The sequence below is a fragment of the Streptomyces sp. NPDC050560 genome (genome assembly GCF_044457285.1).
Taxonomy (GTDB): Bacteria; Actinomycetota; Actinomycetes; order Streptomycetales; family Streptomycetaceae; genus Streptomyces.
The window spans coordinates 1-22,168 of the sequence record NZ_JBITGT010000020.1 but is presented as its reverse complement, the minus strand read 5'-3'; the positions used below and the strand labels follow the sequence as shown (position 1 = coordinate 22,168).

General features: G+C 75.0%; 21 protein-coding genes. 11 read left to right on the top strand and 10 right to left on the bottom strand.

The window, feature by feature from the left end; translation table 11 throughout:
- Positions 1-4: 4 nt before the first annotated feature.
- Complete coding sequence (locus ACIBIW_RS33120; protein ID WP_399341647.1) at positions 5-1,498, bottom strand: aminotransferase class I/II-fold pyridoxal phosphate-dependent enzyme; 1,494 nt, start codon at positions 1,496-1,498, stop codon at positions 5-7.
- Between the two features lie 213 nt (positions 1,499-1,711).
- Between ACIBIW_RS33120 and ACIBIW_RS33115 the strand changes: the two genes are divergently transcribed.
- The 8 genes from ACIBIW_RS33115 to ACIBIW_RS33080 all read left to right on the top strand — a co-directional run bounded on the left by ACIBIW_RS33115 (position 1,712) and on the right by ACIBIW_RS33080 (position 8,200).
- Complete coding sequence (locus ACIBIW_RS33115) at positions 1,712-2,518, top strand: VOC family protein (protein WP_399341646.1); 807 nt, start codon at positions 1,712-1,714, stop codon at positions 2,516-2,518.
- A 92-nt stretch (positions 2,519-2,610) separates the two neighbouring features.
- The gene (locus tag ACIBIW_RS33110) at positions 2,611-3,276 is read left to right on the top strand and encodes a DNA polymerase ligase N-terminal domain-containing protein (RefSeq protein WP_399341645.1); all 666 of its coding nucleotides are present in this window, start codon (positions 2,611-2,613) and stop codon (positions 3,274-3,276) included.
- Complete coding sequence (gene ligD / locus ACIBIW_RS33105; RefSeq protein ID WP_399341643.1) at positions 3,273-4,289, top strand: non-homologous end-joining DNA ligase; 1,017 nt, start codon at positions 3,273-3,275, stop codon at positions 4,287-4,289. Before ACIBIW_RS33110 ends, ligD begins: the two co-directional genes overlap by 4 nt.
- A 221-nt stretch (positions 4,290-4,510) precedes the next feature.
- Positions 4,511-4,969: an RICIN domain-containing protein gene (locus ACIBIW_RS33100; RefSeq protein WP_399341641.1), complete on the top strand. Its 459-nt coding sequence runs from the start codon at positions 4,511-4,513 to the stop codon at positions 4,967-4,969.
- Positions 4,970-5,153: 184 nt separating this feature from the next.
- A complete protein-coding gene (locus ACIBIW_RS33095; RefSeq protein ID WP_399341639.1) occupies positions 5,154-6,113 on the top strand; it encodes an LLM class F420-dependent oxidoreductase in 960 nt (319 codons plus the stop codon).
- A gap of 134 nt (positions 6,114-6,247) precedes the next feature.
- Positions 6,248-6,949, top strand: coding sequence for a HemK2/MTQ2 family protein methyltransferase (locus ACIBIW_RS33090; protein WP_399341637.1), 702 nt, complete (start codon positions 6,248-6,250; stop codon positions 6,947-6,949).
- Entirely contained in the window at positions 6,933-7,175 is a 243-nt protein-coding gene (locus ACIBIW_RS33085; protein WP_399341635.1) for a CDGSH iron-sulfur domain-containing protein, read from the top strand. The genes ACIBIW_RS33090 and ACIBIW_RS33085 overlap by 17 nt, the downstream gene beginning before the upstream one ends.
- On the top strand, positions 7,172-8,200 hold the full coding sequence (locus ACIBIW_RS33080) for an iron-containing redox enzyme family protein (protein WP_399341633.1): 1,029 nt from the start codon (positions 7,172-7,174) through the stop codon (positions 8,198-8,200). The genes ACIBIW_RS33085 and ACIBIW_RS33080 overlap by 4 nt, the downstream gene beginning before the upstream one ends.
- A 39-nt stretch (positions 8,201-8,239) precedes the next feature.
- Here the strand turns inward: ACIBIW_RS33080 and ACIBIW_RS33075 are convergent, their stop codons facing one another.
- The 5 genes from ACIBIW_RS33075 to fdh form a co-directional block, all read right to left on the bottom strand.
- On the bottom strand, positions 8,240-9,040 hold the full coding sequence (locus tag ACIBIW_RS33075) for an SDR family NAD(P)-dependent oxidoreductase (protein ID WP_399341632.1): 801 nt from the start codon (positions 9,038-9,040) through the stop codon (positions 8,240-8,242).
- Positions 9,041-9,105: 65 nt separating this feature from the next.
- A complete protein-coding gene (locus tag ACIBIW_RS33070; RefSeq protein WP_399341827.1) occupies positions 9,106-9,519 on the bottom strand; it encodes a hypothetical protein in 414 nt (137 codons plus the stop codon).
- Between the two features lie 2 nt (positions 9,520-9,521).
- Positions 9,522-10,589, bottom strand: a complete 1,068-nt coding sequence (nrfD, locus tag ACIBIW_RS33065) for an NrfD/PsrC family molybdoenzyme membrane anchor subunit (protein WP_399341629.1) — start codon at positions 10,587-10,589, stop codon at positions 9,522-9,524.
- Positions 10,586-11,581: a 4Fe-4S dicluster domain-containing protein gene (locus ACIBIW_RS33060; RefSeq protein ID WP_399341627.1), complete on the bottom strand. Its 996-nt coding sequence runs from the start codon at positions 11,579-11,581 to the stop codon at positions 10,586-10,588. Before ACIBIW_RS33060 ends, nrfD begins: the two co-directional genes overlap by 4 nt.
- Positions 11,578-14,853 (bottom strand): formate dehydrogenase, encoded by a 3,276-nt coding sequence (fdh, locus tag ACIBIW_RS33055; RefSeq protein ID WP_399341626.1) that lies wholly within the window; start codon positions 14,851-14,853, stop codon positions 11,578-11,580. The genes ACIBIW_RS33060 and fdh overlap by 4 nt, the downstream gene beginning before the upstream one ends.
- A gap of 279 nt (positions 14,854-15,132) precedes the next feature.
- Here fdh and ACIBIW_RS33050 point away from each other — a divergent pair, with 279 nt between their 5' ends.
- On the top strand, positions 15,133-16,392 hold the full coding sequence (locus ACIBIW_RS33050; RefSeq protein WP_399341624.1) for an aromatic acid exporter family protein: 1,260 nt from the start codon (positions 15,133-15,135) through the stop codon (positions 16,390-16,392).
- 37 nt (positions 16,393-16,429) lie between these two features.
- Here ACIBIW_RS33050 and ACIBIW_RS33045 read toward each other — a convergent pair whose 3' ends face one another.
- From ACIBIW_RS33045 to ACIBIW_RS33035, 3 genes are all read right to left on the bottom strand, one after another.
- Positions 16,430-17,623 carry an alcohol dehydrogenase catalytic domain-containing protein gene (locus ACIBIW_RS33045; RefSeq protein ID WP_399341622.1) on the bottom strand — a complete coding sequence of 398 codons (1,194 nt, stop codon included), beginning with the start codon at positions 17,621-17,623 and terminating at the stop codon, positions 16,430-16,432.
- A 267-nt stretch (positions 17,624-17,890) separates the two neighbouring features.
- Entirely contained in the window at positions 17,891-18,211 is a 321-nt protein-coding gene (locus tag ACIBIW_RS33040; protein ID WP_399341620.1) for a hypothetical protein, read from the bottom strand.
- A 175-nt stretch (positions 18,212-18,386) separates the two neighbouring features.
- Positions 18,387-18,758 (bottom strand): VOC family protein, encoded by a 372-nt coding sequence (locus ACIBIW_RS33035; protein ID WP_399341618.1) that lies wholly within the window; start codon positions 18,756-18,758, stop codon positions 18,387-18,389.
- 242 nt (positions 18,759-19,000) lie between these two features.
- Here ACIBIW_RS33035 and ACIBIW_RS33030 point away from each other — a divergent pair, with 242 nt between their 5' ends.
- Positions 19,001-20,233 (top strand): protein kinase, encoded by a 1,233-nt coding sequence (locus ACIBIW_RS33030; RefSeq protein ID WP_399341615.1) that lies wholly within the window; start codon positions 19,001-19,003, stop codon positions 20,231-20,233.
- Between the two features lie 139 nt (positions 20,234-20,372).
- On the opposite strand, the gene ACIBIW_RS33025 is transcribed toward ACIBIW_RS33030, so the two are convergent.
- Positions 20,373-20,759 carry a DUF6479 family protein gene (locus ACIBIW_RS33025; protein ID WP_399341613.1) on the bottom strand — a complete coding sequence of 129 codons (387 nt, stop codon included), beginning with the start codon at positions 20,757-20,759 and terminating at the stop codon, positions 20,373-20,375.
- A 205-nt stretch (positions 20,760-20,964) separates the two neighbouring features.
- Between ACIBIW_RS33025 and ACIBIW_RS33020 the strand changes: the two genes are divergently transcribed.
- Positions 20,965-21,915 (top strand): glutathione S-transferase family protein, encoded by a 951-nt coding sequence (locus ACIBIW_RS33020; RefSeq protein WP_399341611.1) that lies wholly within the window; start codon positions 20,965-20,967, stop codon positions 21,913-21,915.
- Positions 21,916-22,168: the final 253 nt, after the last annotated feature.

Here is a 22,168-nt window from a genome sequence, read left to right as displayed (position 1 = left end):
TGGGCTAGGCCGTGACGCGCACGGTGTCGAGGTCCGGGTCGTGGGGGTCGGGCAGGTGCATGCCCGCGTCGACGCCGGTGCGCAGGTAGCGCAGTACGGGCTCGGTCAGGCGCTCGCCCGGCAGCACGGTGGGGATGCCGGGCGGGTAGGGGGTGATCGTCTCGGCCGCGACACGGCCCGCGGCGGCCGCGAAGGGCACGTCCTCGACGGGTCCGAAGTAGGCGTCGCGGGGTGAGCAGGTCTGGGCGAGCCGCAGTTCGGCGGGGTCCGGGACCGCCACGGGGGCGGGCGGCTCGAACCGGGCCGCTTGCGCGGACAGGTCCTGGAGGGCCGTGAGCAGCGTCTCCGTGGTCTCCCGGTCGTCGGCGTGGGTGAGCTGGGCGGTGATGCGGCGGTGGTCGCAGACGTGGATGTCGACGCCGTGCCGCGCGCGCAGCCAGTCGGCCGCCTGGTAGCCGCTGAGGGGCAGCGCGGCGAGGTCGATGACGACGGGCAGCGGGTCGAAGTCGTGCGCGAGACCGGGGCCGCAGAAGTCGGCGCGGTCGTTGACGTGCAGCCCCTCGATCGCCTCGATGTCCGCGCGCACCCGGGCCGCGAGGTCGAGCGCAGCGCCCAGCAGCTCACGGCCGTGCTGCACCATCTGGCGCCGCCAGCCGTCGAGGCCCGCATACAGCAGCACGGAGGGGCTTGTGGTGCCGAGCAGGCCGGCGCGGGAGCCGAGCACCTCGGGCGCGATCAGTTCGCCGCCGAGGTGGAAGACGGAGCCCTGTTCGAGGCCGCTGCCCATCTTGTGGATGCTGGTGACGCAGACGTCGGCGCCCGCGTCCATGGCCCACACCGGCAGGTCCGGGTGGAACGGCAGGTGCGCGCCCCACGCCTCGTCGACGACGAGCGGCAGCCCGCGCCGGTGGCAGACCTCGGCGACGGCCCGCAGGTCCGCACCGGCGCCGTACGGGGTGGGGCTGGTGACCAGGGCGCCCCTGGCGTCCGGGTGCGCCAGGAAGGCGTCGTCGAACGCGGCGGGCGACGGCGGGTGCGCCAGATGCCGGCGGGCGTCCCACTGCGGCTCGACCCACACCGGGCGCACCCCGGAGAGGATCAGCCCCGAGATCACCGACTTGTGGGCGTCCCTGCCGATCAGCAGCTCCTCGTCGGGGCCCGCGACGGCGAGCATGGCCGCCTTCACGGAGAGCGAGCTGCCGCAGGTGGAGAAGAAGGTGTGGCGGGCGTGGACGGCGTCCGCCATCAGGTCCTCGGCGCGCTCCAGCACCCGGCCGTGCTCGCGCCGCTCGTCCAGGCCGCCCATGGCGAGCACGTCCCCGGCGAAGGCGGCGTCGCCGAGCACCGCGCGGACCCGCGGGTCGGCGCCGCGCGCCTGCTTGTGTCCCGGCGGCGTGAAGGCCGCCTCGCCGCGCTCCCGGTAGCGCTCCAGCGCCTCAAGCACCGGGGCGCCGGCGTGGTCGAGGTCGTGGGCCGGGGCGCGGCCGGGGGCGCTCATGCAGCCGCCCGTGCCGCGTCGCCGTGGGTGCCGCCGCGTGGACGCATGCCGATCCGTTCCCTCCGTAGCGCGCCGGAACTCCGCGGCGGGGCGCGCCGCGGACGGGGCACCGGGTTCCCTCGGGGGCGGGTTTCTCACCTCCCGCGTGAAACTCCCGCGCCGGGGCGGTGATATCCCGGGCTGTCCGCTCCAGGGGCGGGACACTCTGCGGTGATGAACACGCACAGGGCAGGATCAGCGACAGCGGACGGAACCACCTCCACCGAGTCCGTCCTCGGGGCGCCGTGCTGGGTGAGCCTCACCACCCCCGATCTCGTCGCGGCGCAGGAGTTCTACGCGGCGGTGTTCGGATGGCGCTTCCACCGGGCGAAGTGGGGCGACGAGTTCCGGGTGGCGGTCTCGGGCGGTGTCCCGGTGGCCGGGCTCGGCTCGCCGCAGGGGGCGCCGGTGGCGTGGACCCCGTACTTCGCCGTGCGCAGCGCGGACGAGACGGCGGCCAGGATCAGGGAGCGCACCGGCACCATCGCGGTCGGCCCGCTGCCGCTGGCCACCGGGCGCGGGGCGCTCGCCTCCGACCGGGAGGGCGCGGTCTTCGGGATCTGGGAGGGGCGGCTGCTGCGGCACTGGGAGGCGTGGCGGACGCACGCCGGGGTGTGGATGGGCCTGCGGACCCAGGACGCGTTCGCCGCGGCGATCTTCTACGGCGAGGTGCTCCAGTGGGCGGGCGCGCACCCCGACGCCTGCACGGTGGAGTACGTGGCCGACGAGGTGGTGCTGCGCAGCGGCGGGCACCCGGTGGCGCGGCTGTGGTCGGGCGCCTCGCCCGCCGCGTCCGACCCGCTCGACCGGCCGCGCTGGCAGGTCCACTTCCGGGTGGACGACGTGGCGGAGTGCGCGGCGCGGGCCACCCGGCACGGCGGCACGGTGCTGGCGCCCGGCGGCGCGGAGGGCGGCCCGGCCGGGCAGGGCGCGACGCTGCGCGACCCGACCGGGGGGATCTTCACCGTCGACGGGCGGTGACGGCACCGCGGGGCCGCGGGCGTGTGGTCATACGGCGTTCCCGGGGTACTCGGGGCCGCGTCCGGACGCCCGTACGGCGGAGGGAGGCCGAGATGAGCGGCGAGGACAGGCTGCGCACGTACCGCGGCAAGCGCCGCTTCGACCGGACGGGCGAGCCGAGCGGCACGCGCTCCCGCTCCGCCGCCGGGAGCGGAGAGCCGCTGTTCGTGGTGCAGATCCACGACGCGACCACCCTCCACTTCGACTTCAGGCTTGAGGTGGACGGGGTGCTGAAGTCCTGGTCGGTGCCGAAGGGCCCGTCCCTCGACCCGCACGACAAGCGGCTCGCGATGCCGACGGAGGACCATCCGCTCGCCTACCGCACCTTCGAGGGGGTGATCCCGAAGGGCGAGTACGGCGGCGGCACCGTCATCGTCTGGGACCAGGGCACCTATCTGCCGGTCGGCCACGACCGCAGGGGCCGCCCGGTGCCCTTCGCCGAGTCCCTGCGGCACGGCCACGCCCGCTTCGAGCTGCGGGGCGCGAAGCTCCGCGGCGGCTTCGCGCTCAGCCGCTTCAGGAGCGGCGGCGACGGCGAGCGCGAGGCGTGGCTGCTGGTGAAGACGGGCAGCGCCAGGGCCGAGCGGGACCGGCCCGGCACCCCGGACCCGCACCGGGCGCGCTCCGCCCGCAGCGGCCGTACCCTGCGCCAGGTCGCCGACGACCCCGACGACGTGTGGGAGTCCGACCGGCCGGCGAAGCGGGGCGCGCGGCGGTGAGCGGGCCCTTCGACCGGCTGTCCGAGGAGCGGCTGCGGGCGCTGCGCACCGCGCGGCCTGGCGTCGAGATCGCCGCCTCGCCGATGCTGGCGACGCTCAGCGACCGGCGGGCGTTCTCCGACTCCTGGATCTTCGAGCGGAAGCTCGACGGGGTACGGGTGCTCGCGGTGCGCGAGGGCGGCCGGGTGCGGCTGCTGTCGCGCACCGGGCGGCGCCTCGACGACACCTACCCCGAGGTGGCGGCGGCGTTCGCCGCGCAGGACTGCGAGGACTTCACCGTGGACGGGGAGGTCGTGGCGTTCTCCGGGGGCCGCACCGACTTCGGCAGGCTCCAGCAGCGGATGGGGCTCACCAGGCCCCGGGACGTGGCGGCGAGCGACGTCGCCGTGACGCACTACCTCTTCGACCTGCTCAGGCTCGACGGCGTCGACACCAGGGGCCTGCCGCTGCGCACCCGCAAGTCGCTGCTGCGGCGGGCGCTGACGTACGGCGGCCCGCTGCGGTTCACCACCCACCGCAACTCCGGGGGCCAGGAACTGCTCGCCGACGCCTGCGCCCGCGGCTGGGAGGGGCTGATCGCGAAGCGCGCGGACGGCCGCTACCGGTCGGGCAGGTCGCCGCAGTGGCTGAAGCTGAAGTGCGCGCGCGGCCAGGAGTTCGTGGTCGCCGGGTTCACCGAGCCGTCCGGCAGCAGGGCCGGCTTCGGGGCGCTGCTGCTCGGCTACTACGACGCCCCGGGCAGCGGGCGGCTGCGGTACGCGGGCAAGGTCGGCACCGGCTACGACCGCGCCACGCTGGCCCGGCTGCGGCGCCGTCTCGACGGCCTTGAGCAGTCCGCGTCGCCGTTCGCCACCCGGGTGGCGGAGCGCGCCCCGCACTGGACCCGCCCGGAACTCGTGGTCCAGGTCTCGTTCGGCGAGTGGACCCGCGACGGCATGCTGCGCCATCCGCGTTTCGAGGGGCTGCGCGACGACAAGAGGCCGGCCGACGTGGTGCGGGAGGAGCCCGCCTGACCCCGGCGGGGCGGCGGGCGGCGCCGGGTGTTCACGGCGGCGCCCGCGGTCGGCCGCCCGGCGCGGGCCCGGTTCGCGTAAGGTTCCCTCAGCCGGTGGCGCTCTCGGCACGCCGGCCGCACCACGGCCACGGCATGCCCGCCCGGCGCGCGCCGGGCGCGGCCCGACCCCCGGGCGCGGCGCCCGCGGGCCTTCCGTTCCGGGACAGGGAGAGGCGTGCCATGGACGAGCGGGTACCCGACGGCGTCTACCTGCTGGTGAACGCGGGCTCCGGCAAGGTCCTCGACGTTCCCGGCGGCGGCCGTGACAACGGCGTCAGCGTGGAGCAGTGGGAGCGCCTCGGCCCGCGGGGCAGCCGCGGCCAGCAGTGGTCGCTCTGCTACGACGCGGACCACGGGGCGTATGTCGTGCGGCGGCCCGACGTGGGCAAGTACCTCGACGTCTGCGGCGGCAGCCTGGAGAACGGAGCGAGCGTGCAGGTGTGGGAGTACACCAGCAGCGACGCCCAGCGGTGGCTGCTGCGGCCGGACGCGCGGACCGGCCGGTACGCGGTCGTGAACGTGGGCTCGGGACGGGTCCTCGACGTCGCGGACGGCAGCCGCGCGGACGGTGCGAACGTGCAGCAGTGGGACGACCGGGGCGCGGCCGGCCAGCGGTGGGAGTTCGTCCCCGTCGGCTGAGCCCCCGCCGCGCGCACCGCCTTTCTCCCCACCACCGCTCCCCCACCACCACTCCTGCGCCGCCGTGTGCCATGCGGCCGCTTTCCGTGCGCCCGGCGGCGGTTAGCACCGGGTCTGCCGGTTACCCGCACTCCACCGCACGGGCACCGTGGGACGCGGGCGCCGCCCCGAGAAGGAGGAATCCATGACGGAGTTCGGCTACTTCCTGTCGAGCGAGGAGCACGGCCCGCAGGCGCTCATCGAGCAGGCGAGGATGGCGGAGCAGGCGGGCTTCACCTCGCTGTGGATCTCGGACCACTTCCACCCGTGGACCGCGGAGCAGGGCCAGAGCCCGTTCGTGTGGTCGGTGATCGGCGCGCTCTCCGAGGCCGTGTCGCTGCCCGTGCAGACCGCCGTGACCTGCCCGACCCGGCGCATCCACCCCGTGGTGACCGCGCAGGCCGCGGCGACGTCGTCGGTGATGCTGGACGGCCGCTTCCGGCTCGGTGTCGGCAGCGGCGAGGCGCTGAACGAGAGCGTGCTCGGGGACGAGTGGCCCGAGGCGGCAGTGCGCCTCGAAATGCTGGAGGAGGCGGTGCAGATCATGCGCAGGCTCTTCCGCGGCGAGCAGGTCAGCCACCGCGGGCGGCACTTCACCGTGCAGAACGCCCGGCTGTACACGCTCCCCGGGGAGCCGGTGCCGATCGACGTGTCCGCGTTCGGGCCGCAGGCCGCCGAGATCGCGGGCCGCATCGGGGACGGCTTCATCACGATGGCGCCGGTGCCCGAGGCCATCGAGCGGTTCCGGCGCAGCGGGGGCGGCACCAAGCCGGTGGCGGCCGGGCTCAAGGTGTGCTGGGCACTGGACCGCGACGAGGCGGTGCAGACCGCGCACCGGCTGTGGGCCAGCGAGCAACTGCCGGGCGAGCTGTCCCAGATCCTGCCGACGCCCCGCCATATCGAGCAGGCGAACGAGCTGGTCACACCGGAGCGGGTGGCGGAGCACATCACCTGCGGCTCGGACGCCGACGCCCACGCGGCGGCGCTACGGGAGTACGTCGACGCCGGTTTCGACACGGTGTACGTCAACCAGATCGGCCCCGACCAGCAGGGCTTCTTCGACTTCTACCGCACGAAGGTGCTGCCGCAGCTCAACGGGGCCTGAGCCGGGCGGCCCCGCGGGGCGCACCCACGGACCCGGCCCGCGGGGCGGTTCGCGACCGGGCCGCGTAACCTCCGCCCGACGGGTACTCGTACGCCTCGACAGCACCGTGAGACAGCCTCCGAGGGGAGACCCGTATGCCGGTGACGACCGCGGCCGAGCAGGCCGGCCCGCCGGGGCCCCTGCTGGCGGTGCCCGGTGTGTACCGGCCGGGGGCCGACACCCTGCTCCTCGTCAGGGCGCTGTGCCGGGAGGGTTTCGCGCCGGGGGCCGCCGTCCTCGACCTCGGGACCGGCAGCGGCGCGCTCGCCTTGTGCGCGGCGCGGCTCGGGGGCAGGGTGACGGCCGTCGACGCGGCCCTGCCCGCCGTGCTGGCGGCGCGGCTCAACGCGCGGCGGCTGCGGCAGCCGGTGCGGGTGCGGCGCGGTGACCTGTTCGCGCCCGTCGTCGGGGACTCGTTCGACCTGGTGGTCAGCAATCCGCCGTATGTGCCGTCCCCGGGCGCCGGGGTGCCGCGCCGCGGCGCGGCGCGGGCCTGGGACGCGGGCGGCGACGGCCGGGCGCTGGTGGACCGGGTCTGCGCGGGCGCGCCCGCGGCGCTGCGGCCGGGCGGGGTGCTGTTGATGGTGCACTCGGGCCTGTGCGACACCGGGCGCACCCTGCGGCTGCTCGCGGAGGGCGGGCTGCGGGCCGAGGTGAGCGACCGCGCCGAGATCCCGTTCGGTCCTGTGCTGCGCTCCCGGCTCGACTGGCTCGCCGGGCGCGGCCTGGTACGGCGCCGCAGCGGCGCCGGGGCACCGTGGGAGGAGTTGGTGGTCGTCCGTGCCGAACGCCCCTGACCGTGAGCCCCGCCGCATCGCCTTCGAACCCGGGGGTCCGATGCTGGTGGAGGGGCCCGTGGAGATCGCCCTCGACGACGGCGCCACCGCCAGGTCGGACCGGTTCGTGGTGGCGGTGTGCCGGTGCGGGCGCAGCGGCATCTACCCGTGGTGCGACACCAGCCACCGCCGCCGCCCCCGCCGCACCGCCGCGCCCACGGACGGCGCGGGGGGTGGGCGCGGATGAGCGCACCGCCGCAGGCGGGTCCTTCGCTGCCCGCCGCCAGGGGCGCGGTGTCGGCCGCGCTGCTCGACGCGCTGCGCTCCCCCGCGTCCGCGCCGCCCGGCGCCCGCGCCGCCGCCGGGCTCGACCCGTACGGCGACGACCTCCAACTCGCCCTGTACACGCTGTACGAGCTGCACTACCGGGGTTTCGCGGGGGTGGCGGACGAGCGCGAGTGGGACCCGGCGCTGCTCGCGCTGCGGCGCGGCCTCGAAGAGCGCTTCGAGGCGGCGCTGCGCCGGGACACGCCCCGCACCGGGCTCGCCGAGGCCCTGGACGGGCTCCTGGTGGAGGACTCCGTACAGAGCGGAGCGGAGGCGGAGTCCGATGTCAGCCGCTTCCTGCGGCGGCGGGGCGAGCTGTGGCAGCTTCGGGAGTACGCGGCCGTACGGTCGCTGTACCACCTCAAGGAGGCCGATCCGCACGCCTGGGTGATCCCCCGGCTGCGAGGGCGCGCCAAGGCGGCGATGGTGGCGGTGGAGTACGACGAGTTCGGCGCGGGCCGCGCCGACCGGGTCCACGCGGCGCTGTTCGCCGCGCTGATGGACGACCTGGGGGTGGACACCGCCTACGGCCGCCATGTGGACGCGGCGCCCGCGGAAGCCCTCGCGACCGTGAACCTGATGTCGCTGCTCGGGCTGCACCGGGCGCTGCGCGGGGCGCTCGTGGGGCACTTCGCCACCGTGGAGATCACGTCGTCGCCCGCGTCGGAGCGGCTGGCCCACGCCATGCGGCGCACGGGCGCGGGGCCTGCCGCCGAGCACTTCTACACCGAGCATGTGGAGGCAGACGCCGTACACGAGCAGGTGGTGCGGCGTGAGGTGATCGGGGGTCTGCTCGATCTGGAGCCCGCCCTTGCGCCCGAGGTGGCCTTCGGTGTGCACGCGACCGTGCTCCTCGACGGGCGGCTCGGGGCCCGGCTGACCGACGCCTGGCGTGCGGGACGGTCGGCGCTGCGGGAGCCCTCGCTGCGGGAGCACTCGGACTGAGCGGCGGTGCGCCGGGCGCGCCCCGGCGGCCCCCGGAGGTCAGTCCCCGGCGGAGCCCGGCTCCGCCATCCTGCCGTGGAGGCGGGACTTGGCGCGGTCCGGCAGGCCCTTGTTGGCCAGCTCCTGGGCCTTGGTGCCCGGGGAGCCCGCGACCACCCGGGGCCTGCCCGCCATCATCGCCTCGAAGCCCTGGCGCGCCACGAGGCCCGGGTCGTCCTTGTCGCCGCTGCCGAGGCGGGTGTCGAGCATGTCGGCGCGCTCGAAGAACTCGGTGTCGGTGGCGCCCGGCATCAGCGAGGTGACGGTCACCCCCGTGCCCTCCAGCTCGGTCATGAGGGCTTCGGCGAAGGACTGCACGAACGACTTGGAGGCGTTGTAGACGGCCTGGTAGGCGCCGGGCATGGTGGCGGCGAGCGACGAGGTGAAGAGCACCCTGCCGGTGCCGCGCTCCACCATCGCGGGCAGCAGGTTCTTGGCGAGCGCCACCGTGGAGGTGACGTTGAGGTCGATGATGCGCTCCTCGTCGGCGAGGTCGGTGTGGACGAAGGAACCGCCCTGCCCCACCCCGGCGTTGAGCGCGGCGGCGGCGACCGGGCGGGCGCCCGCGAAGAGCGCCGCGGTGAGGCGGTCGAGGCCGCGCCGGGTGGCGAGGTCGGCCCGGACGGTGAGGACGTCGGCGCCGTGCGCGCGTACCTCGTCGCCCGCGTCCTCGATGCGGTAGTCCTCGGCGGCGACGACCAGGTCGAAGCCGTGGTCGGCGAACTCCTTGGCCAGTTCGCGGCCGATGCCGCTGGAAGCGCCGGTGACGACGGCCAGTGGCTTGCCTTGCAGATCGGTCATGGCGGCCATCCCTTCGCATGGGCGGGGCGTCTCGCGGGGGCGGGGCGTCTCGCGGGGGCGGGGCGTCAGCGCACGTGCCCGCCGGTGCCCTCGCCCCGGTCGTCCCGTGCGGTCCTGTTGTCGAGGCGCAGTTGCACCTCGTTCTCCTGGTCGCCCGCCGCCATGCCGACCACCCGGACGGCGAAGGCGTCGCAGAGGGTGGCGCGCAGGGTGTCCACCGCGCGGTAGCCGCCCTGGACATCGGCGGTGACCGGCGCCGCGAGCCGTGCGGGCGCGGCGCGCCGCCCGGTGCGGGCGGTGTCGAAGGTGGCCGCCCACACCGTCGGTCCTGGGCCCGGGGTGCCCTGGGGCACGTCGTCGGGGGCCCGGTCGGAGGCGAAGGAGGCGCGCAGCGCCGCGAAGACGGCGTGCGCGTCGTCCGGGGCGCAGCCGCTCAGCTCCACCTGGACATGGGTGGGGGCCGTGTCGTCCTTGAGCACGGTCAATCGCTCCCTTCCTGGGGGTGTGTCGTGTGGTGGTCGCCGTCGCTGCGGGCCGCCTCGCGCCGCGCCGCCTCCCGCTGCGGGCCGACGGTGTAGACGGGGTCGTCGGCGGAGGCGATGCCCGCGGCGAACACCCCGAAGCGGGTGCAGACGGAGCCCGCGAGCAGGGCGAGGCCGCAGGCCGCCGCGGCGCCCCTGCGCCCGCCGAGTACGGCGGCGCCCGCGGCGCCGACGGTGGTGAGGGCCCTGGCGCAGCGCAGCAAAGTCCCGGCCCTGCCCTGCTGCCAGGTCTCGGCGACCATGCCGAGGCGGTGCTCCGCGCTCCGGGTGACACCGTGCTCCGCCGCGGCGGCGAGGACGGCGGCGCAGCGGGCGGGGGCGTTCTCCGCCGCGGGGCCCGCGAGGAGCGCCATGCCGCTCGCGGCGGCGGTCCCCGACGCGGCGAAGAGGTACGGCAGTTCGCGGTGGGCGCCGTGCCAGGCGGGCACCGCCGTGTCGGCGGCGAGCACCCCGGTGTAGGAGGCGACGGCGGGCCCGAGGAGGGCGGCGCCCGCGGTTGCGGCGGCGCCGACGCGCGGCAGCAGCCCGGTGACGGCGCTCACGGCCGCGGCGCCCGCGGCGGGGCCGTAGCCGCTGAGCAGCCAGGAGCCCACGCTCATCGGGGAGGTGGGCTTGAGGACGCGGAGCATGTGGGCGAACCTGGCGGGCCGCCCGAGGTCGTGCACCAGGGCGGCGGCCGACAGGGACACCGACGCCAGCGACGACACTTTGAGGGCGGTGGCGGTGGTGCGGCGCCCGGTGAGGTGGGCGCCGGCGGCGAGCACGGAGCCCGCGCCCGCGAGGCCGCCGAGGAAGAAATAACCGGCGATGTCGGTGGCGGCCCAGGAGGGTGCCTTGATGACGGGCCGCCCGTAGTAGGAGCCGAACTCGGCGCGCGGCACCATGGGTTGCTCGCCGCGGCGGCGCCCGCGGCGCTTGCCGGGGCCGCCGCGCAGCACCCCGGGGGCGGCGTCGCGTCCTGGCCTCGCGCCCTCGATGCCGTGCCGGGTGACGTCGGAACCGCTCATCGTGCGCTCCTCCCGGCGAGCCCGCGGGCGAGGGCGGGCAGGGCGTGGGCGGCGGCGCAGCCGCCGAGCAGGGCGAGCGCGGCGGCGCCCGCGTGCCGCCACATGGCGGGCAGGTCCCGGGTGGTGACGACGGGGTCGGGCGGCAGTCCGTACACCTCGGGCTCGTCGAGCAGCAGGAAGAAGGCGCCGTCGCCGCCCACGCCGTCCTCGGGGTCGTGGCCGTAGAGGCGGGCGTCGCCGACCCCGGCGTCGTGGAGCTGCGAGACCCGGCGGGCGGCGCGTTCGCGCAGCTCGTCGAGGGGGCCGAACTGGATGGAGTCGGTGGGGCACGCCTTGGCGCACGCCGGTTCCTGGCCCGCGCCGAGCCGGTCGTAGCAGAGGGTGCACTTGAAGGCGCGGCCGTCGTGCTCGCGCTGCTCGATGACGCCGTAGGGGCAGGCGGGGACGCAGTAGCCGCAGCCGTTGCAGATGTCCTCCTGGACGACGACGGTGCCGAACTCGGTGCGAAAGAGCGAGCCCGTGGGGCACACGTCGAGGCAGGCGGCGTGGGTGCAGTGCTTGCACACGTCGGACGACATCAGCCAGCGCACCCCGCCGTCCCGCTCCCCCGCCGCGCCGCCGGACGCGTCCTGACCCGCCGCGTCCCGGCCGCCGCCGGTGCCGGTCTCGACGAGGGGCAGTTCGGTACGGCCGTCGGGCGACGGCGGGCCCTGTTCGATGAAGGCGACGTGCCGCCAGGTGGAGGCGCCGAGGCCGAGGGAGTTGTCGTAGGACATCCCGCTGAGCGAGAGCCCGTCCTCGGGGACGGCGTTCCACTCCTTGCAGGCCACCTCGCACGCCTTGCAGCCGATGCAGACGGAGGTGTCGGTGAAGAAGCCGACCCGGGGCGGCGCGTCGCGATGGCCCGCGTCGCCCGCGGGGTCGGGCTCCGGGCCGCTGAAGAGGTGGCGGGCCGCGTCGAAGACGTCGGTGGTGCCTGGCGCGTCGGTCATGTGCGGGCCTCCGTGCCGGTGTCGGCGGTGATGCCCGCGCGCGCCCGGTACTCGGCGACGAGCCGGGGCAGGTCGGCGCCGCGTGGGCGGCGGCCAGGGACGATGTCGGCGGTGAGGGCCTTGTCCTCCTGGATATGGGCGTTGGGGTCGAGGGCGATGGCGACGAGTTCGTTGGCCGCGTCGCCGGTGACGACCCCGTTGGGGCCCCAGTGGAAGGGCAGCCCGATCTGGTGGACGGTGCGCCCGTGTACGGTCAGCGGTGTGATCCGTCGGGTGACCAGGACGCGGGCCTCGACCGCGCCCCGGGCGGTGACGACGGTGGCCCAGCCGCCGTGGGTGAGCCCGCGCTCCGCGGCGAGGGCGGGCGAGACCTCGCAGAAGAACTCGGGCTGGAGTTCGGCGAGATAGGGCGACCAGCGGCTCATGCCGCCCGCGGTGAAGTGCTCGGTGAGCCGGTGGGTGGTGACGATGTACGGGAAGACGTCCGCGCCCGGCTCGTCGCCGCTCGGGTGGTAGCGGTTGCCCTCGCGGGGGCGCAGGCCGCGTGCCGGGGAGCGCGGTGTGCCCGGGTGGAGGGCGCTGCCGAACGGGGAGTCCTGGGGCTCGTAGTGGGTGGGCAGCGGGCCGTCCTCCAGACCGGCGGGGGCGAAGAGCCAGCCCTTGCCGTCGGCCTGCATGATGAACGGGTCGTCGCCGCGCAGCGCGTCGGGGCCGCGCGCGTCGTCGGGCGGCACGTACCCCGGTGGGCGGTCGGCGATGAAGTCGGGGATGTCGTGGCCGCCCCAGTGGCCCTCCTCCGGCTGCCACCACACGTACGCCTTCCGCTCGCTCCAGGGGGTGCCGTCGGGGGCGGCGGAGGCGCGGTTGTAGAGGATGCGGCGGTTGGCGGGCCAGGCCCACGCCCACTCGGGGGCGACCCAGCTCTGCTCGGTGTGGGGCTTCCTGCGGGCCGCCCTGTTGACGCCGTCGGCGTAGACGCCGCAGTAGATCCAGCAGCCGCAGCGGGTGGAGCCGTCGTCCCTGAGCCGGGTGTAGGAGTCGAGCGGCGCGCCGTCGGGGCCGTGGCCGTTGATCTCGGCGAGCACGGCGTCGGCCACCGGCTCCGCGAGGGGGCCCTCGACCGGGTAGTCCCAGGTGAGGTCCTGGACGGGGCGGTCCATGGGGTCGGTGGAGCGGGCCAGCCGCTCCTTGACACGGCGGCCGAGGTGGTACATGAACCAGAGGTCGCTGCGGGCGTCGCCGTCGGGCTCCACGGCGGCGTGGTGCCACTGCACCCAGCGGTTGGTGTTGGTGAAGGAGCCGGACTTCTCGGTGTGGGCGGCGGCGGGGAAGAAGAAGACCTCGGTGCCGATGTCCTCGGTCCTCAGCTCCCCGGTCTCGATCTCGGGCCCGTCCTTCCACCAGGTGGCGGACTCGATGAGGGAGAAGTCGCGGACGACGAGCCACTCCAGGCGGGACATGCCGAGGCGTTGCAGCCGGGTGTCGGCGGAGCCGACGGCGGGGTTCTCGCCCATCAGGAAGTAGCCCTTGCAGCGGCCGTCGAGCTGTTCGAGAACGGTGTCGTAGGTGGAGTGGGAGCCGGTGAGGCGCGGCAGGTGGTCGAAGCAGTAGTCGTTGTCCGCGGTGGCCGCGTCGCCGTAGTACGCCTTGAGGAGGCTGACGAAGTAGGCCCGCATGTCGCCCCAGAAGCCCTTCTCCGTGCGGCTCGCGGTGATGAACGTGTCCAGGGTCTGGTGGGCGTGGGCGTGCGGCATGGGGAGGTAGCCGGGCAGCAGGTTGAAGAGGGTGGGGATGTCGCTTGAGCCCTGGATGGAGGCGTGGCCGCGCAGGGCCTGGATGCCGCCGCCGGTGCGGCCGATGTTGCCGAGGAGCAGTTGGAGGACGCTGGCGGCGCGGATGTACTGCGAGCCGACGGAGTGCTGGGTCCAGCCGACGGCGTAGCAGAAGGCGCTGGTGCGCTCCCGCCCGGAGTGGGAGGTGAGCGCGTCGCAGACCTTGAGGAAGGTGGCGCGGGGGATGCCGCAGGTGCGTTCGACGAACTCGGGGGTGTAGCGGGCGTAGTGCCGCCTGAGGATCTGGTAGACGCAGCGCGGGTGCGTCAGGGTGGGGTCGGTCGGCGGGTTGGGGTGGGCGGGGTGGCCGCCGGAGCCGCTGGTCTCGGCGGCGCCCGCGGTGCCGGTCCTGGCCCGGGAGTTTGCCGCCTCGTCCGCGCGCTCCTCGTAGAGCTGGTCGACGTCGCCGGTCGGCTGCTGGACGCGGGAGTTCTCGTACTGCCAGCTCCGCGGGTCGTAGCTGTGGCTCTCCTCCCGGAAGCCGGAGAAGACGCCGTCGAGGTCCTCGGTGTCGCGGTAGTCCTCGCCGACGAGGGTGGCCGCGTTGGTGTACGCGAGGACGTACTCGCGGAAGTCCTTGCCCTCGGTCAGCACGTGGTTGACGATGCCGCCGAGGAAAGCGATGTCGGTGCCGGCGCGGATGGGCACATGGAGGTCGGCGAGGGCGCTGGTGCGGGTGAAGCGGGGGTCGACGTGGATGACGGTGGCGCCGCGCGCCTTGGCCTCCATCACCCACTGGAAGCCGACCGGGTGGGCCTCGGCGTAGTTGGACCCCTGGATGACGATGCAGTCGGAGTTCTGGAGGTCCTGCATGAAGGTGGTGGCGCCGCCGCGGCCGAAGCTGGTGCCGAGGCCGGCGACGGTGGCGCTGTGGCAGACCCGGGCCTGGTTCTCCACCTGGACCACGCCGAGCCCGGTCAGCAGCTTCTTGATGAGGTAGTTCTCCTCGTTGTCGAGGGTGGCGCCGCCGAGGCTGGCGATGCCGAGGGTGCGCGCGGTGCGCAGGCCCTCGTGCTCCCACTCCCAGGTGCGGCGCCTGGTCTCGACGACCCGGTCGGCGACCATGTCCATCGCGGTCTCCAGGTCGAGCGGTTCCCACTCGGTGCCGCCCGGCCTGCGGTGAAGGACCTGGTGGCGGCGGGAGTCGCCGGTGGTGAGCTGGAGGGTGGCGGAGCCCTTGGGGCACAGCCGGCCGCGGCTGACGGGCGAGTCGGGGTCGCCCTCGATCTGGACGACGCGGTCGTCCTTCACGTACACCTGCTGGGCGCAGCCCACGGCGCAGTAGGGGCAGATGGAGCCGACCACCCGGTCGGCGGAGTGGGTGCGCGGCCGCAGCCGCCTGGTGTGGCCCGACATCGCGGCGTCGCCGCGGCCCAGCGGGTCGCGGCCGGTGAACTGCCGGTAGACGGGCCACTCCCGCAGCCTCTTGCCAACGCCCATCCTGGTTCCTTCCGCGCACCGGCGCGCCCCGCGCTGGTCGGGGCGCGCCCTCGTCAGGTCCTCGGACCGCACCGGACCCGGTGCGGGCGTGGACTGCGGGTACCACGCCGTCCGGCCGCGAAACCGGGGGCCGGGGCGCGGGGCGCCGCCGGCCGCGCGGATGGCAGCCGTCGGGGGCGCGGCCGACAATGGGCCCGTGGCCGTGGGCCCGGTGCCGCCCCGCGCCCCGCCCGTACGGCCCACTGGTGTCCCGTGACGCGGAAGGGGAACTGGCGGAGCATGCGCCCGGTGACCACTCTCCTCGCCCCGTACACGGACGCCTCCTGGGTGAAGGCGCTGCGCAACCCGGTGGCGGTGCAGCGGCTGCGGGCGACCGCGGCGGCGACCATCGCGTACGTCATCGCCCTCCAGCTCAGCCGGGAGCCCGCGCCGCTCACCGCGCCGCTGACGGCCCTGCTGGTGGTGCAGGTGACCCTGTACGCCACCCTGAAGACGGGTGTGCGGCGCATCAACGCGGTGGTGGTCGGCGTGGTCATCGCCATCGGCTTCAGCGCCCTCGTGGGGCTGAGCTGGTGGAGCCTCGGGCTGATCATCCTGGCGGCGCTGACCATCGGCCGGTACGTACGGGTGAACGAGTTCGTGCCCGAGGTGGCGATCAGCGCGATGCTGGTGCTCGGGGTCACCCAGGTGGCGTCGAGCGCCTGGGACCGGGTGCTGGAGACCCTGATCGGGGCGCTGACCGGGCTCGTGTTCAACCTGGTCCTCGCGCCGCCGCTGTGGGTGGAGACGGCCGGCGACTCCGTCCAGGACCTGGCCCGCAGGATGCGCAGGCTGCTGCTGCGCCTCGGCGACCAGCTCGACGAGTTCACGCCGGTGTCGCACGCGGCGGCCAGGCTGCACGAGGCGCGCGAACTCGACCACGACATCTCCGAGGTGGACGCCTCGCTCCGGCAGGCGGAGGACAGCCTGCGGCTCAACCCCCGGGTGCGGGAGGGCAGGCTGCACCGGGTGGTGCTGCGCACCGGCCTCGACACCCTGGAGATCTGCACCGTGGTGGTGCGGGTGATGGCCCGTACGCTGACCGATCTCGCCAAGGAGCGGGAGGAGGAGCGGCTGCTCGATCCCAAGGTGTCGCTCGCGGTGCGGGAGCTGCTGGGGTACGTGGCGGACGCGATGGTCAGCTTCGCGGTGCTGGTCACCACCCGTACCAGCGATGCCGCGGAGCGGTCGGAGTCGCGGCTGCGCTCGGAGCTTGCCGCGGCGGAGACCGCGCGGGAGTCCGCGGCCCGGCTGCTGCTCGAAGTGGTGCGCGGCGACCCCCGGCAGTGGCAGCTCTACGGGGCGCTGCTGACCGAGGTGGACCGCATCCTGGCCGAGCTGGACATGGAGCACCGCTCGCAGCGGCTGATGGAGGAGCTGGACCGCAGCGCGCAGTTGCTGCACGAGCGCTATCCGCGGCTGATGGCGCTGCGCCGCGGGGCGCGCCGCGCGGTGCCCCGCGTGCCGAGGCCGCCCGGGGCGCGCCGCGGGGCCCGGTGAGCGCCGGGGCCCGGCGGGGAGCGGCCTTTGGGGTTGCTCAGGGCCGGATGAGGAACTTCACGGCGCCGTCCCGCTTGTGCTGGAACGTGTCGTAGGCGGCGGGCGCCTCGCCCAGGGGAATGTGGTGGGTGGCGAAGTCGTCGACGCCGAGGGGGTCCTCGTCGGTCAGCAGCGGCATGATCTCGTCGCTCCAGGTGCGCACGTTGGCCTGGCCCATACGGAGCTGGATCTGCTTGTCGAACATGGTCAGCAGCGGCAGCGGGGAGGCCGAGCCGCCGTAGACGCCGCTCACGGAGATCGTGCCGCCGCGGCGCACGAGCGCGATGGCGAGCCGGAGCGCGGCCAGCCGGTCGACGCCGCCGGTCTTCTCGGTGAGCCGCGTGGACCAGGACTTCGGCAGCAGCCCCGCGGCCTGCTGGGCGGTGCGGCCGACGGGGCTGCCGTGGGCCTCGGTGCCGACCGCGTCGATGACGGCGTCGGGGCCCCGGCCGCCGGTCCTGTCCCGGACGGCGTCCACGAGGTCCTGCTGCCTGTCGAACGCGGTGAGGTCGTGGACGTCCACGCCGCGGGCGCGGGCCCGCTCAAGGCGCTCGGGCACCAGGTCGACACCGATGACGGTGTCGGCGCCGAGGTGCCGTGCGACCCGGCAGGCCATGTCGCCGATGGGGCCGAGCCCGAGGACCACGACGCTGCCGCCCCGGGGCACGTCCGCGTAGCGCACGGCCTGCCAGGCGGTGGGCAGCACGTCGGAGAGGTAGACGAACCGGTCGTCCGCGGGCCCCTCGGGGACCTTGATCGGCCCGTACTGCGCCTGCGGCACCCTCAGGTACTCGGCCTGGGCGCCCGGCACGCTGCCGTACAGCGAGGTGTAGCCGAACAGCGGGGCGCCCATGTCCTGCTCCCTGACCTGGGTGGTCTCGCACTGCGTGGGCAGGCCCTCGCGGCACATGTAACAGGTGCCGCAGGCGATCTGGAAGGGCACCACCACCCGGTCGCCCGGGGAGAGCCCGGAGACCTCGGAGCCGGTCTCCTCCACCACGCCCATCGGCTCGTGCCCGAGGATGTCGCCCTCGGTCATGAACGGGGTAAGGACCTCGTACAGGTGCAGGTCGGAGCCGCACAGGCCGCTCGACGTGATCCTGATGACCGCGTCGGTGGGCTCTTGGACCGCGGGATCGGGCACGGTCTCCACCCGGACGTCGCGCCTGCCCTGCCAGGTGACCGCCTTCATTGCCGCCGTCCTTCCGTCGGGTGCTGCCGGTTCCCCTAGGTCGTGTCTTCAAAAGCCCGTCTGGTCGGGCCGGCCCGGCACGCACTCCCCCAGCCTTCGGCCGGGAGGTGCCCCCACGCCGCGTTGTCGTCGGTCGCCGACGCGCCGCGTCGACTCCCTCCTCCGCCTTGCGATGGGGGCACCTCCCACGCCCTTCGGGCAGTGGGGGAGCACCGGACCACCCCGACCCCGCCCTCCAGGCGGACGACGCTCTTTTGAAGACACTCCCTAGTCGGGGGGCTCCCGGTAGGCGTCGTCCTCGGTGCCCCGGGGCTCCTGGCCGCCCGGGCCTTCCTCTGCATCCGGGCCGTCCCGGTCACCCCCGCCGTCCCGGGTGTCGCCGGTCTTCTCGGCCTTGGTCCCTTCGGTCTTGGTCCCTTCGGCCTTCGTGCGGACCCGGCCGCTGCCGTCGCTGGTCTTCTCGCTCACCCGGCGTTTCAGCGCGTCGAGGTCCAGCCTGTCCTCGCCTCCGGTGTACTGCTGGTCCTGCATGTCCCTCGGCACGGGCCGGGGCCGCTGCGAGGGCCGGGGCGTCTCGCGGGCCGCCACGTTGGGGCCTCCCTCTCCGCTCGCGGTCTCTTCGGAAGTCGCTTCCGCACCTTGTCGGCTTGTCGCTTTCGCGCTTTGTCGATGTTCTTTGTTGTTCTTCTTTCCTGGTCGCTCGGTCCTCTCCTCGGGGGTGGGTGCGGTGTCCGCCCGCCGCTCAGGGCCCGGCCGCTCCGGGTCAGCTCCAGCAGAGGCAGAAGGGATGGCCCGCCGGGTCCGCGTAGACCCGGAAGCGGCGCCTGCCGCCGTCGTCGTCCAGGTCGAGCGGGGTGGCCCCGAGGCCGAGCACCGCTTCCTGGGCGGCTTCGATGTCCGGCACGTCGAAGTCGAGGTGGAGCTGCTGTGAGTTGCGGTCGGCGCGCGGCCACTCCGGCGGCTTCAGGTCCTCGGCGCGCTGGAAGGCGATCCGCTCGCCGCCCGGGAGCCGCAGGTCGTACCAGTCGTCGTCGTTCTTGCTGACCTCGCCGCCGAGCACGCCCGCGTAGAACGCGGCGAGCGCGGACGGGTCGGGACAGTCGACGGCGACGAGGGTGTACGTCGCTACAGCCATGGGGTCGGCTCCTCTCATCCGGACGCGGGTACCGTGCCGGGCCCGAGTGCGGCCCCCGGCCGCGTTCCGGGTGCGCGGGCGGGGCTCATGGCGCCGGGTTCTGCCCGGGTACCCGGGGCCGTGTGGCTGTAACGGGCCGGCCCGCCGCCGGGCGGCGCCCGCCCCCGGCTCAGGAGCGGGCGTCTGACCACGGCTATCGTGGGGCGACCGGCGGCAGGGGGTCGCGGGACACGTGGAGAGACATGAGCGACAGCGCCGCGGTGGTACGGCTGACGGTGGTGAAGGGACCCGCAGCGGGGACGGAGTACCGCTTCGAGACGCGTGCCACCTGTGTGATCGGCCGGGCGTCCGACTGCCGCCCGCGGCTGCCGAGGACCGACAAGCGCGCGGCCCGTTACCACTGCCTGCTCGACGTCAACCCGCCCGCGCTGCGGCTGCGCGGCCTCGGCACCGCCGCCACCCGCGTCAACGGCGAGGAGATCGCCGCCTTCCCGGGCCACGCGGGCGGCGCCCCGGCGGGGCGGGACCTGGTGGACGGGGACGAGATCCGGCTGGGAGAGACCCTGCTGCGGATCGGCGTCGAACCCCGCGCCGCCGCGCCCCGGGGCGGTCCCGAGGGTGAGGTGTCGCTGCCGCCCGGTTACGAGGCGCTGCGGGAGCTGTCCAGGGCGCCGGGCCGTGTGGTGCGGCTCGCCAGGCGGCTGCCGGGCGATGACCTCGTCGACCTGGTGACGCTGCGCGCCGCGGGCCCCGGCGGCGACGGCGACGCGTTCCTGCGGGCGGTGCAGCGGCTGCGCGGGCTGCGGCACGAGCGGATCGCGCGCCTGTACGACGGCGGTGCCCGCGACGACGGCAGCGGCTACTGGCTGGCGTACGAGCACTGCGGGGGCGGCACCCTGGAGGAACTGCTCACGGCGCACGGGGGCACGCTGCCCCCGGCGCGTGCCGTGGCCGTCGCCGTCGGGCTCCTTGACGGGCTCGCGTACGCGCACGGCGGGCCCGGGGCCCCGCTGCTGCACGGCGCGGTGGCACCGTCGAACGTCCTGGTCACCGCCACGGCCGAGGGGACGGGCGGCAGTCCGGTGGTGAAGCTCGGCCGCTTCGGGGTGGACGGCGCGTTCGACCGGGCGGGCCTCGCGGGCCTCACCCGGGCCGGTGCGACGACCGCCACCGCGGCGTATCTGCCGCGCACCCGGCTCACCGGCCACCCGGAGCCAGGACCCGAGGCCGATGTGTGGGGCGCCGCGGCGGTGCTGTGCCGGATGCTCACCGGGGCAGCCCCGCGCGACTTCCCCGCGGGCACCGACCCGCTGCTCGTGCTGCTGCGGGACGCGGCGCTGCCGGTGCGGCAGCGGGCGCCGTCCCTGCCGCAGGGCCTCGCCCGGGTGGTGGACGCGGCGCTGATCGACACCCCGGGCATCGTCACCCGGCAGGCCACGGCGCTGGGCCGGGCCCTCGCGGACGTGGACGTCTGAGGGTGCCGCGCCCCGGGGCCGCGGTCTCGGCGGCCCCTCGCCCGGGGTCGTGCGCCCCGGGGAGAGTGAGCGCGGCGGCGGACGGCCCGCCAGAGGCCGGTGGCGTTCCGGTGCCGGGCGTCCGCGGCGCCGCGGGGTGTCAGCGCCTGCCGCCGGGCCCCCCGCTGCCGAAGGAGCCGCTGGAGCCCGGGCTCCACTTGCGGGGGCGCTGGCTGTCGCTGCGCCTGCTGCCCGAGTTGCCGAAGCCCGGGATGGTGTGCGGGGTCAGCCGGTCGCGGTCCTCGCGCGGGGACAGCTCCTCGGGCTCGCGCCGCTCGCTCTCCTCCTCGACCGGGCCGCCGTCGGGCAGGTGCGGCTGCTCGTCGGCGCGCGGCCTCGGCCGCTCGCGCTCCATGCTGCGCTGGCCCCAGAGGAAGGCCCACAGCAGCACGCCCGCGATGATCAGCGCGCCCACGAAGGCGCCGACCCCGACCAGCACGTCGGAGAACGCCAGAACGGTCTGCGTGCTCTGCTCACTCATGCTCATGCGTCGCCGGGTACCCGCACCGGGCGTATCGAGACACCCGGCCTCGCCCCGGGGCCCGCACACCCGCCGCCCGCCGGGTTCCGCCGCCCGGACAGGCGCACAGGACGCACGTACGATCGTCGGTGGAGAGGCCGTCCGCGCCGCCCCGCGGACCACGGGCGGCCCCGCGCACACCCTGCCCGCCGCGGCACGGAAGGAGTACGCGATGAGCACCTCCACCACCCCCGGGGGCAACGAGGCGTACGGGAGGAAGCCCTTCAAGCGCTCCCGCAGCCACTTCGCGGACCGCATCACGGCCGACGGCGCCGACGGCTGGCCGGTGGAGCCGGGGCGCTACCGGCTCGTGGTCAGCAAGGCGTGCCCCTGGGCGAGCCGCGCCCTGGTGTCACGGCGGCTGCTCGGCCTTGAGGACGCGCTCTCGCTGGCCGTCGCCGACCCGCTCCAGGACGACCGGAGCTGGCGCTTCACCCTCGACCCCGGCGGCCGCGACCCGGTGCTCGGCATCCGCTACCTCAGCGAGGCGTACGACGCGAGGGAGACCGGCTATCCGGGCGGGGTCAGCGTGCCCGCGATCGTCGACGTCCCCAGCGGAAAACTCGTCACCAACGACTTCCAGCAGATCACGCTCGACTTCGCCACCGAGTGGACCGCACTGCACCGGCCGGGCGCGCCCGACCTGTACCCGGTGCCGCTGCGCGCGGAGATCGACCGCGTGATGGACGGGATCTACCGCGACGTCAACAACGGCGTGTACCGCTGTGGCTTCGCCACCGGGCAGCGCGAGTACGAGGAGGCGTGCACGGCGCTCTTCCGGCGGCTGCGCGGGGTCTCCGAGCGGCTGGCGGGGCAGCGCTACCTCGTCGGGGACGGCATCACGGAGGCCGACATCAGGCTCTTCACGACGCTGGTCCGCTTCGACGTCGTCTACCACACGCACTTCAAGTGCAACCAGTGGAAGATCGCCGAGGACCCGGTCCTGTGGGCGTACGCCCGCGACCTCTACCAGACGCCGGGCTTCGGCGACACGGTGGACTTCGACCACATCAAGCAGCACTACTACCGGGTGCACACCGGCATCAACCCGACGGGCATCGTCGCCATGGGCCCCGACCCGGCCCTGTGGGAGACCCCGCACGGGCGGGAGGCGCTGGCCTAGGTCGTGTCGTTTGGATCTTCGTGGACCAGGGTGCGGCGTCAGATGCGGTGCTTCGCAAGGCGGAGGGTCGTCCGCGTACTGGGCGTACGTGGGCGTGCCCGACAACGCGGCGAGGTGCCGTAGCTGGCGTCGCACCCCCGCGAAGATCCGAACGACACGGCCTAGGTGTATTGATCATGAGCGTTGTTAACGCTGGCGGGGCTTGATCATGGCGAAGACCTCCGGTGTGGTGGAGGTGTCGAGTCTTCACCGC